Annotated in this window: 12 protein-coding genes; 5 read left to right on the top strand and 7 right to left on the bottom strand. The window is 73.1% G+C overall.

Going from position 1 to position 9,636, the window contains the following annotated elements:
* Together BIU91_RS19175 and BIU91_RS19170 are read right to left on the bottom strand one after the other, a co-directional pair.
* Positions 1–1,167: hypothetical protein (locus BIU91_RS19175; protein WP_071405116.1), on the bottom strand; the 1,167-nt coding region annotated here is incomplete at its 3' end.
* Positions 1,168–1,254: 87 nt separating this feature from the next.
* On the bottom strand, positions 1,255–2,565 hold the full coding sequence (locus tag BIU91_RS19170; RefSeq protein ID WP_071405115.1) for a hypothetical protein: 1,311 nt from the start codon (positions 2,563–2,565) through the stop codon (positions 1,255–1,257).
* A 111-nt stretch (positions 2,566–2,676) separates the two neighbouring features.
* Between BIU91_RS19170 and BIU91_RS08890 the strand changes: the two genes are divergently transcribed.
* Positions 2,677–3,108 carry a GNAT family N-acetyltransferase gene (locus BIU91_RS08890; RefSeq protein ID WP_027466313.1) on the top strand — a complete coding sequence of 144 codons (432 nt, stop codon included), beginning with the start codon at positions 2,677–2,679 and terminating at the stop codon, positions 3,106–3,108.
* A gap of 16 nt (positions 3,109–3,124) precedes the next feature.
* On the opposite strand, the gene BIU91_RS08885 is transcribed toward BIU91_RS08890, so the two are convergent.
* Both BIU91_RS08885 and BIU91_RS19455 read right to left on the bottom strand, forming a co-directional pair.
* A complete protein-coding gene (locus tag BIU91_RS08885; RefSeq protein WP_027466312.1) occupies positions 3,125–3,652 on the bottom strand; it encodes an Lrp/AsnC family transcriptional regulator in 528 nt (175 codons plus the stop codon).
* 9 nt (positions 3,653–3,661) lie between these two features.
* Positions 3,662–4,228 (bottom strand): TetR/AcrR family transcriptional regulator, encoded by a 567-nt coding sequence (locus BIU91_RS19455; RefSeq protein WP_071405114.1) that lies wholly within the window; start codon positions 4,226–4,228, stop codon positions 3,662–3,664.
* Between the two features lie 119 nt (positions 4,229–4,347).
* On the opposite strand from BIU91_RS19455, the gene BIU91_RS08875 reads away from it, so the two are divergent.
* Both BIU91_RS08875 and BIU91_RS08870 read left to right on the top strand, forming a co-directional pair.
* Entirely contained in the window at positions 4,348–5,823 is a 1,476-nt protein-coding gene (locus BIU91_RS08875) for an MFS transporter (RefSeq protein WP_071405113.1), read from the top strand.
* A 174-nt stretch (positions 5,824–5,997) separates the two neighbouring features.
* Positions 5,998–6,447 carry a phage holin family protein gene (locus tag BIU91_RS08870; protein ID WP_084740926.1) on the top strand — a complete coding sequence of 150 codons (450 nt, stop codon included), beginning with the start codon at positions 5,998–6,000 and terminating at the stop codon, positions 6,445–6,447.
* A 50-nt stretch (positions 6,448–6,497) separates the two neighbouring features.
* On the opposite strand, the gene BIU91_RS08865 is transcribed toward BIU91_RS08870, so the two are convergent.
* The gene (locus BIU91_RS08865) at positions 6,498–7,004 is read right to left on the bottom strand and encodes a hypothetical protein (RefSeq protein WP_071405112.1); all 507 of its coding nucleotides are present in this window, start codon (positions 7,002–7,004) and stop codon (positions 6,498–6,500) included.
* Positions 7,005–7,044: 40 nt separating this feature from the next.
* On the bottom strand, positions 7,045–7,434 hold the full coding sequence (locus BIU91_RS08860) for a DUF5997 family protein (RefSeq protein ID WP_017888549.1): 390 nt from the start codon (positions 7,432–7,434) through the stop codon (positions 7,045–7,047).
* Positions 7,435–7,467: 33 nt separating this feature from the next.
* On the opposite strand from BIU91_RS08860, the gene BIU91_RS08855 reads away from it, so the two are divergent.
* Together BIU91_RS08855 and BIU91_RS08850 are read left to right on the top strand one after the other, a co-directional pair.
* Positions 7,468–8,292 carry a LysR family transcriptional regulator substrate-binding protein gene (locus BIU91_RS08855; RefSeq protein WP_084740939.1) on the top strand — a complete coding sequence of 275 codons (825 nt, stop codon included), beginning with the start codon at positions 7,468–7,470 and terminating at the stop codon, positions 8,290–8,292.
* The gene (locus BIU91_RS08850; RefSeq protein WP_071405110.1) at positions 8,289–8,759 is read left to right on the top strand and encodes a GNAT family N-acetyltransferase; all 471 of its coding nucleotides are present in this window, start codon (positions 8,289–8,291) and stop codon (positions 8,757–8,759) included. Before BIU91_RS08855 ends, BIU91_RS08850 begins: the two co-directional genes overlap by 4 nt.
* Before the next feature lie 177 nt (positions 8,760–8,936).
* Here the strand turns inward: BIU91_RS08850 and BIU91_RS08845 are convergent, their stop codons facing one another.
* Positions 8,937–9,617 carry a DJ-1/PfpI family protein gene (locus BIU91_RS08845; protein ID WP_071405109.1) on the bottom strand — a complete coding sequence of 227 codons (681 nt, stop codon included), beginning with the start codon at positions 9,615–9,617 and terminating at the stop codon, positions 8,937–8,939.
* Positions 9,618–9,636 lie beyond the last annotated feature (19 nt).

Below are 9,636 nucleotides of genomic sequence, written 5' to 3'. Positions count from 1 at the left end.
GCCGTCCGAACCCGAGGTCGAACCACCGGCCGCCGGAGCGGTCCCGGCACCCGTGCCCGCAGCGGGCGCCGTGCCCGTCGCGGTCCCGTCACCGAGGACACCGATGCCGTTGCCACCGATCGTCACCGGGACGTCGACGACCGGGGACACCTGCGTGCCCGAAGCCGTGCCGTCCGAACCCGAGGTCGAACCACCGGCCGCCGGAGCGGTCCCGGTACCCGTGCCCGTGCCCGTGTCCGCAGCGGGCGCCGTCCCCGTCGCGGTGCCCGTCCCGAGCAGCCCGATGCCGTTGTCCGCCACCGTGACCGGGATCGAGACGACCGGGGACACCTGCGTGCCCGAAGCCGTGCCGTCCGAACCCGAGGTCGCACCACCGGCCGCCGGAGCAGTTCCGGTACCCGTGCCCACAGCGGGCGCCGTGCCCGTCGCGGTCCCGTCACCGAGGACACCGATGCCGTTGCCACCGATCGTCACCGGGACGTCGACCAGACCGGTCACCTGGGTGCCGGAGAGCAGTCCGTCGGTGCCCGAGGTGGTGGGCGCCGACGGGGCTTCGGCAGCCGGCGCCGGTGTCGCCGCCGCCGGGGCGGTCGACGTCGCGGTGCCGTCGCCGAGGACGCCGATCCCGTTGCCGGACACCGTCACGGGGACGGTCACGGTCGGGGCGACCTGGGTGCCGGAAGCGGTGCCGTCCTCGCCCGAGGTGCTCGGAGCGGGAGCGGCAGGAGCGGCAGGAGCCGGTGCCGGTGCCGGTGCTGCAGGCGCCGGAGCTGCCGCGGGTGCGGGTGCGGCGGCCGAGACCGCGTCACCGGCGACGGCAACGGCGTTGCCGCCGACCGTCACCGGTGCCGCGACGTCCGGCACCACCTGGGTGCCCGAGAGCGTGCCGTCCTCGCCCGAGGTGCTGGGGGCAGGAGCGGTCGTGGCCGGAGCCGGAGCCGGAGCGGCGGGCGTGGACCCGGTCGCCGTCGACACCGCGTCGCCGAGCACGGCGATCGCGTTGCCGCCGAGGGACACCGGGGCGTCCACGGCGGGGGCCACCTGGGTGCCCGAGACGGTGCCGTCGGCACCGGATGTCGTGGCCGCGTTCGCCGCAGCCGTGCCGCCGAGCGTGAGCCCGCCGACGAAGAGGGCGAACCAGAGCCCTCTGGAGACGTACTTGTTCATGGTCGTACTCCCTGATCGAGATCGTCACCGACCGCGGACGCAGCCGGGATGTGTGCGTGCCTGCCGTGGTGGACAGGCGCACCGATCTCAGTCAGGAGCGACGTCGTGCTCGCCCACGACCGATGCGGGGACCGCGTCGTCGGAGAGCGTGCCGCGAGACCCCGCGGCGAGGGAGACGATGTCGTCGGTCGAGCCGACGATGCCGACGGCTGCTGCGCCGCCGGAGGTCGAGGAGGCACTGCCACCGAGCACGCCGGCGTCGGCTCCGTCAAAGGGGAGCCCGTGGCCCTCGCCGTCCGCGGGGACGAGCAGCGCGTGTCCGCCCAGCGTCGCGTCCTGCGCATCGACGGCCGGGACGACCGGACCGGCCGTGGCCGTCGTGGCAGCCACGTCGACCGGCACCGACGGCCGGAGTCCGGCTCCGCGGTCACCCACGGCATCGGCCGTGTCGACGCGCACGGATGCGGGTGCGGTGGGCACCGTGGCGCCCTGCGTGGCGACGGTTCCGGGCCGGACGGGTGCCTTCGCGACCGGCACCGACGGGACGGGCCCGGCGGACGGGTTCGAGCCGCCGCCCACCGGGAGCGCGGGGACGTCGACGACGGGGTCCGTGCCTCCTGGCAGGGTGCCGCCGACGGACGGGACGACGCCCTCGACCACGTCGGGGACGGTGCCGACGGTCGTGCCGACCGAGCCGAGCGTGTCGTCGACCAGGCCCGTGACCGGACCGGTGACGTTGCCGAGGGTGTCGTCGCCGAGGACCGTGCCGACCACCGGGACGCTGCCGACCACGTCGTCGACGGTGTCGACGACGGTGGTCACCGGGCGCGCGTCGGTGACGCGTTCCACGGTGCCGGTGACGGGGCGCAGGACGTTCGCGACGGTGTCGGTGGCCGGCCTGGAGGCACTGGTCACCTGGTCGACGACCTGTCGCACCGGGCGCGTGGCCGGGTGGGCCGCAGGGGCGGTCGTGGTCGGCTGGGCAGCCGGTGTGGTCGCGACCGGAGCGGGGCTCGACGGCGCGGGGGCTGCGGGAGCTGGAGCGGGTGCTGCTGGAGCCGGTGCGGGCGCTGCGGGCACCGGAGCAGGTGCGGGCGCGGGGGCCGGAGCGGGCGCAGCAGGTGCGGGTGCAGGTGACACGGCCTTGCGGACGGGATCGGTCACGCCGCCGACGACCTTGCCGACCTCGCCGGTCACGCCTTGCACGGTGCCACCGACGCCGTCGACGACGCTGCCGACGAGTCCGCGCTGCTCGGTCGGTGCGGCAGAGGTCGTCGCGGCGGAGGCCGGTCGCGCGCCGAGGAGCAGGGACAGCAGCACGAGGGCGGCGAGCGTCCCGACGCCCAGCAGGACGATGCGGAGTGCGGCGCGCCAGGGTGCGCGCAACGGGTGGTCCATGCGCTCACCTCCTGATCTCGGCTGCGCACGTAGAGTGGTTGACCGGCAATGTACGCCGATCCGGTCCGGAACACACCCTGTTTCGGAAGAAATTCTCAGGAAGGGCCGTCCGTGGTCTCGATCTTCAACGCTCCGACCCGCAACCTGGACATCGTCACGCTGCACGAGATCCTGCGGCTCCGCCAGGACGTCTTCGTCGTCGAGCAGGAAGCCGCGTACGGCGACATCGACGGCCGTGACCTCGAGCCGGGCACGGTGCAGTTCTGGGCCGGCAACGGTTCGGTGGACGCGACGCTCCGCCTGCTCCGCGAGCCCGACGGCACCGAGCGCATCGGCCGGGTCGCCACCGCGAAGCACGCCCGCGGCCAGGGCCTCGGCGCGCAGCTCATGGAGGCCGCGATCGCCGAGTCCCGCTCGCCGAGCATCGCCCTCGGCGCCCAGTCGCACCTGGAGCAGTGGTACGGCCGGTTCGGCTTCGTGCGCTCGGGGGACGAGTACCTGGAGGACCGCATCCCGCACATCCCGATGACCCGGAAGCGCTGACCCGGGGTTCCGCGCGTCAGGCCCGCCAGCGCCGGAGTTCGTCGAAGGAGCGGCCCTGGGTGGCCCGGTCGGCGACGAGGCGTTCGAACACGATGTTCGTCTGCGTCGTCGCCACCGAGGGGTCACCGCTGAGCTCGTCGGCGACGAAGTCCCGGAGCTGCTCGGTCGACTCGCACGCGATGTGCACGAGGAAGTCCTTGTCCCCCGCCAGGAACGAAACGTCCTGCACGACAGGCACCCGCAGCAGGCGCTTGGCGAAGTCCCGCAGTTCGTGGCGAGCCGCGGCGTGCACCCGGACGGACACCATCGCCTCGATCGAGAACCCGAGCCGGGCGACGTCCACCTCGGCTCGGTAGCCGCGGATCACCCCGGCGTCCTCGAGCGCACGGACCCGTGCCAGGCAGGTCGACGGCGCGATGCCGACGGCGGCCGCGAGCCGGTTGTTCGGGATCCGGGCGTCGGCCGACAGCGTCCAGAGGATGCGCTCGTCGACCTCGTCGAGGCGCGGAGCGGGGTCGGGGCGACGTGCGGGACGGTCGGACACGCCTCGACGCTACCGCGACGGCGCGAGCAGGGCGCGGAGGGCGTCCTCGAGCGCGGCCGACACGACGGCGTCGTCGGCGGATGCCAGCGGTTCCACCGCGGTGGACTGCCGGAGCATCGACATCCCGAGCACCACCGCCAGCGCGATCTCGGCACGGACGAGCAGCTCCTCGGACCCCGCGCCGCCGACCGTGCCCGCGAGCCGTTCGGCGTACCGGCGCAGCGTCTCACGGCGGATGGCATCGGCGCCGTCGTCGCCGGAGGACCGGAGCAGGAGCATCAGCTGCAGGGAGTCGTCGTCGGTCGGGGCGCGCACGATGTGCGTGATGATGCCCGTCAGCGCCCGTTCGAGGCCCTGCTGGCTCGTCTCCTCGGCTCCCAGGTCGCGCACGACGCGGTCGAGGCAGGCGCGGAAGAGCCCCTCCTTCGAGCCGAAGTACCGGTTGATGAGGGCGACGTTCACCCCGGCGTCCCCGGCGATGTCGCGGACGGTCGTCGCGCGGTACCCGTCGAAGGCGAACCGACGCCGGGCGGCCTGCACGAGCAGGAGTCGGGTGGCCGCGGCGTCCTTGCTCATGGAGCGCAGCCTACCGGTCCTCACAGGGATGTAAGCAAGCGTTGACATGCACTCTCAAACGCGTACGCTCGTCATGTCAGCAATTGTTTACATCGACGACCACGACGACACGGAGCACGATGACCGACACCATGCAGAGCCCACGCACCGGCTCGCACCCCACCACCGACGGACGCCGGCCGAACAGCACGGCGATCATCGTCTACCTGTCCCTCGGCGGCCTGTCCTTCGCGGTCCTGCAGTCGCTGGTCGCCCCGGCACTGTCGACCATCGGGCAGGACCTCGGCGCCTCCACCAGTGCGACGAGCTGGGTGCTCACCGCGTACCTGCTCTCCGCCTCGGTGCTCACGCCGATCCTCGGTCGCCTCGGCGACATGATCGGCAAGCGCAAGGTCCTGATCGTCGTGCTGTCGATCCTGCTCGTCGGCGCCGTGCTCGCCGCCCTCGCACCGAACCTCGGCGTCCTGATCGTCGGGCGGGCACTGCAGGGCGCCGCCGGAGCCGTGATGCCGCTGTCGATCGGCATCGTGCGTGACGAGCTGCCGAAGGAGAAGGTCAGCGTCACGATCGGTCTGCTGTCGGCGATCTTCGGCATCGGTGCCGGTGTCGGCATCGTCGCGGCCGGGCCCATCGTCGAACACCTGTCGTGGCACTGGCTGTTCTGGCTCCCCGCCGTGCTCGTCGTCATCGCACTGCTCGGTGCGGTCTTCGGGATGCCGGAGTCCCCGGTCCGGAAGCCCGGTCGCCTGGACATGGCCGGCACGTTCGTCCTCGCGGTGTCACTCGTCGCGATCCTGCTCGCCGTCAGCGAGGGCGAGACCTGGGGCTGGGGCGACGGCAAGACCATCGGCCTGCTGGCCCTCGGCGCCGTCGCACTGGTCGTGTTCGTCCTGGTCGAGCTCCGGGTCGCCGAGCCGCTCATCGACGTCCGGCTCTTCGCGGTCCGCGGCGTCTGGACCGCCCACGTCGTCGCACTCGTCTTCGGGTTCGCGATGTTCGGCACCTTCGTCCTCGTGCCGACGCTGCTGCAGCTCCCGACGGCGCTCGGCTACGGCTTCGGCAAGGACGTCACCCAGGCCGGTCTCTTCCTGCTGCCGACCGTCGTGATGATGGTCGTCGCCGGGCCGATCGCGGGCATCCTGGTGCGCAAGGTCGGCCCGAAGCCGCCGATGCTCATCGGCGGGTTCGCCATCGTCGCCGCGTTCGTGCTGCCGGCGATCGCACACGCCGAGCTGTGGCAGGTGGTGGCCTCCGGTGTCCTGACCGGCATCGGCATCGGCATGGCCCTCGCCGCCTGCTCGAACGCGATCATCGAGAGCGTCCCCGCGAACCAGACCGGTGAGGCGATCAGCGCCAACACGGTCGTCCGCACCATCGGCTCGAGCGTCGGCACCGCCGTCATCGCAGCGCTGATCACCTCGCACAGCACGCCGCAGGGGCTGCCGACCGACGACGCCTTCACCATCGGCTTCTGGGCGTGCACCGGTGTGGCGGTCGTGGCCGTGCTCGCCGCGCTCGCCGCGCCGTCCATGCGTGCCCGCCGCGCAGCGGCCGCCGCCCGTGGCATCGACGACCTCGAGGAGGTCGCCGAGTAGGGCCGTGGGCCCGACCACCCGGGAGGCCCGTCCAGCGTCGACGACGCGGGGCGGGCCTCCCGTCCGTTGCGCAACCTGGGAACGCACCGGGCGCACGCGAGTCAGCGTGACGATCATCGGACCGGTCGCGTCCTGTCAGGGGACGCGGACCGCCGCGCCCGGACAGGAGACCCCATGAGCAGCACCGACCACGACGACATCACCGCACCCGGAAGGCCGTCGTTCCGCGACACCGTGACCGCCGGACTCGTGCAGAAGGCCCTCGAGCCGGTGCTGCGCGCCGTGCGCGAGGAGGTCGCCTCGGCGCGACGTGAGATCGGTGAACGTGCGAGCGGTGCGAAGACCGGGCTCGTGCTCACCGGGGTGGCCGTCGGGTTCGCCCTGACGACCCTGGTCGCGCTCGCTGGCTTCGCGGTGACGCTGCTCGCCCTGGCGCTGCCGCTGTGGGCGGCGACCGGGATCACCTTCGTCGTGTTCGCGATCGTGACCGCGATCCTGTTCGTCGTCGGCCTGCGCGGGATCCGGCGGGGTGTGCCGCCGGTGCCGAAGGACACGATCCAGGCGGCGAAGCAGCGGGTGACGCACGCGGCGGGCGCCCCGACGGACAGCGCCGCGCGCGACTGACGGACCCGGCGGACCGGCTGCGGGGGCCGCGACCGCCGGCGCGGGCTCCGCTACATCGCCAGGGTCATGCCGACCACGGCGACGGTCATCGCGAAGACCTCGCCGCTGCGGACGGCCCGCCGGTCCTCGCGGCCCCACTCGTACCGGAGCAGCCAGCCGCTGAACGCGCAGTAGCCGATCACGCCGGCGCCGAGCACCGCGGACAGGGCGATGCCGTGCCCGGCGTGGTCGCCGGCGACGCCCGAGGCGTGGCCCATCAGCAGCATCCCGGCCATCACGACGGCGGAGAGCGCGCGGTGGACGTCCATCGGCTCCGCGCGGCGACCGTCGGCGCGGCGGCGACGCATCACGGGCAGCGGCGCGAGCAGGAGCAGGAGGGCCGCGGCGAACAGGGTCCACACCGCTCCGGCGTCGACGACGGGCATGAGCATCGCGACGAGCATCACGCCCGCCGGCACGATCACGCCCGGGCGCGGTCGGTAGCGGTCACCGACGATGCAGCACACCGACGCGAACTGCGGCACGACGAGCATGGCGTCGGCGACGGTCTCGTGCACGTGGGACGTCCTCGGTGCGGCGGAGTGGTGCGGGGTGGGGTCAGTCCTCGGCGCGGGCAGCGGCCTTGGCGGCGCGCTCCTGCTTCACGCGGGCGTTCTCGGCGTGCACGGCGGCCTGCGTCGCACGCTCGCGGACGAGCCACTCGGGCTTCTGCTCGAGCAGCGTCTTGATGTCCGCCGTCGTCAGTGCGTCGTCGATCCCCGCACGGCTCAGGCCGGAGATGGAGATGCCGAGCTTCTGCGCCACGACGGGTCGCGGGTGCGGGCCGTCGCGTCGGAGGTCCTCGAGCCAGGTCGGGGGTTCGGTGCGGAGCTCGTCGAAGGCGGTCCGCGTGAGGGGAGCGCTCTGGAAGGACTCCGGAGCCGCCGTCAGCAAGATGCCGAGCTTCTTCGCAGCCGTCTCGGGCTTCATGGTCTGTTCCTGCGCCATGAGGACAAGGGTACGGCCCCTATGCTCGTCTGCATGACCGCGGCTCTCACCATCGCCTTCGTGCCGGGGGTCTCCCCCGCAAAGTGGGCCCGTGTCTGGCGGGAACGCTTCCCCTCCATCGAGCTCCGGCTGCGGCCGATCGGCGCCGACGACGTCGACGACACGCTGGCCGGCGAGGCCGACATGGTCTTCGCACGCATGCCCGTGTCCGAGCAGCACAACGCCATCCCGCTCTGGACCGAGACGGCCGTCGTCGCGATGCCCAAGGACTCCCCCCTCGCCGAACTCGCCGAGGTCGACCTCGCCGACGCCGAGGTCCATGTGATTGACGCCGGCCCGGTGCCGGCCGACATCGACGGATCGCTCGACCTGGTCGAGGCGAACGTCGGCGTCGTCGTGCTCCCCCAGTCGCTGTTCCGCGCCGCCAGCCGCAAGGACCTGGTGGGTCGTCCGCTCATGGACGCCGAGGGCACGCGCATCGCGCTGGTCTGGCGGGACGAGGACGCCACCGAGACCACCGAGGAGTTCATCGGCGTGGTGCGCGGGCGGACCGCCAACAGTTCGCGCCAGCCAGGAGGCCCGGATCGCGACGGCGACGACGACTCGCGTCCGGTTCGTGCCGGCGCCAAGGCCGGGTCGGGTGCCAAGGGTTCGTCCGGTGGGTCGGGTGGGTCGGGTGGGTCGGGTGCGTCGGGTTCCAAGGGCGGCGCCGGCGGCGCCGGCGGCAAGGCCAAGGCCAAGTCGCCCGGCAGCGGCAAGTCCGGCGCCGGCAAGAAGTCGAACACCGGCAAGGGGCCGACACCCGGACGCGGCAAGATGCGCGGCAAGCCGAGCCGGGGTTCCAAGGGCAACCGATGACGGTCACGCGGCTGGCACTGATGCCGGCCACGCGCCTCCCGGCCTGGCTCCAGCGCACGATGGCCGAGTACGTCGAGTCCCGGATGCAGGCGGGCGAGACCCGCGAGCAGGCCGAGGCGAACGAGCAGCAGTCACGGGACCGCTGGTTCCCGGGCGGCTCCCCCGCTGACGGGCACCTCGTGTGGGACGTCACCGACCAGCACGACACCGTCATCGGGTACCTGTGGATCGGACCGCTCACGCCGGGCAGCACCGACTGGTGGGTGTTCAACGTCGAGATCGACGAGGCACACCGGCGCCGCGGGCACGCACGGCGGGCGCTCGAACTCGGGCACCGCGCCGCTGCGGAGCACGGTGCGACGAGCATCGGGCTGAACGTGTTCGGCTACAACACCGGGGCGCAGGAGCTCTACGCGGCGCTCGGGTACCAGGTGACGTCGGCGCAGATGCGGAAGCCGCTGGTCTAGCGCGCGGCGGCCGCGCGGCTGCGGCGGCTGCTGCGGCTGCTGCGGCTGCTCGGGTCACAACACCCCGCGTGCATGGCCCCGAGCGGTCACGAAGTGTCGACTGGCCGCGCGCGGAACGACGTGTCGTGACCACTCAGCGGGCACCAGCGGGGATTCGTGACCGCCTGAAGGTCCGCGTCAGCGCAGGACGGCTGCGGCGGCGCGGGTCACCCTCGCGCCGCGCGACTCTTCGGCTGCTGCGCGGGCCCGGGTGACGACGACGGCGTCGGCGCGTTCGGCCGACCCGTGGTCGAACGGCGGTTGCGGGTCGTACTCGATCTGCAACTGGATCGCCTCGGCCGCGGACTGTCCGGCGAGCTCGGCGGCGAGCCACAGCGCCATGTCGATGCCCGCGCTCACCCCGGCGGCGGTGACGACGGCACCGTCCCTTGCGATCCGGGCGTCCACCGGCTGCGCGCCGAAGGCCTCGAGCATCGGCTTCGAGGCCCAGTGGGTGGTCGCGCGTCTGCCGGCGAGCAGCCCGGCGGCGCCGAGCACGAAGGCCCCGGTGCACACCGAGGTGATCCACGTCGCGTGCTCGGCCTGGCGCCGCACGAAGGCCACGACGTCCGGGTCGAGCATCGCGTCGAAGGCACCGTCACCACCGGGCACCACGAGTACGTCCGCCGCTCGGGATTCGCTCATCGTGGTCGTCGGGACGAGTGACAGGCCACAGTCGCTCGGCACCGGGTCGAGCGACGCCGCCACGTACTCGACGCGTGCGCCGGACACGCGGCTGAGGACCTGCGCCGGACCGGTCAGGTCGAGCTGGGTCAGGTGTGGGAACAGCAGGAACGCGATCCGGATGTCGTCGGCCATGTCGCGACCATAGTCCCGG

The organism is Curtobacterium sp. MMLR14_002 (genome assembly GCF_001864975.1).
GTDB classification, from domain to species: Bacteria; Actinomycetota; Actinomycetes; order Actinomycetales; family Microbacteriaceae; genus Curtobacterium; species Curtobacterium flaccumfaciens.
The sequence above is the reverse complement of the archived record's forward strand: the minus strand, read 5'-3'. Positions and strand labels throughout refer to the sequence as shown.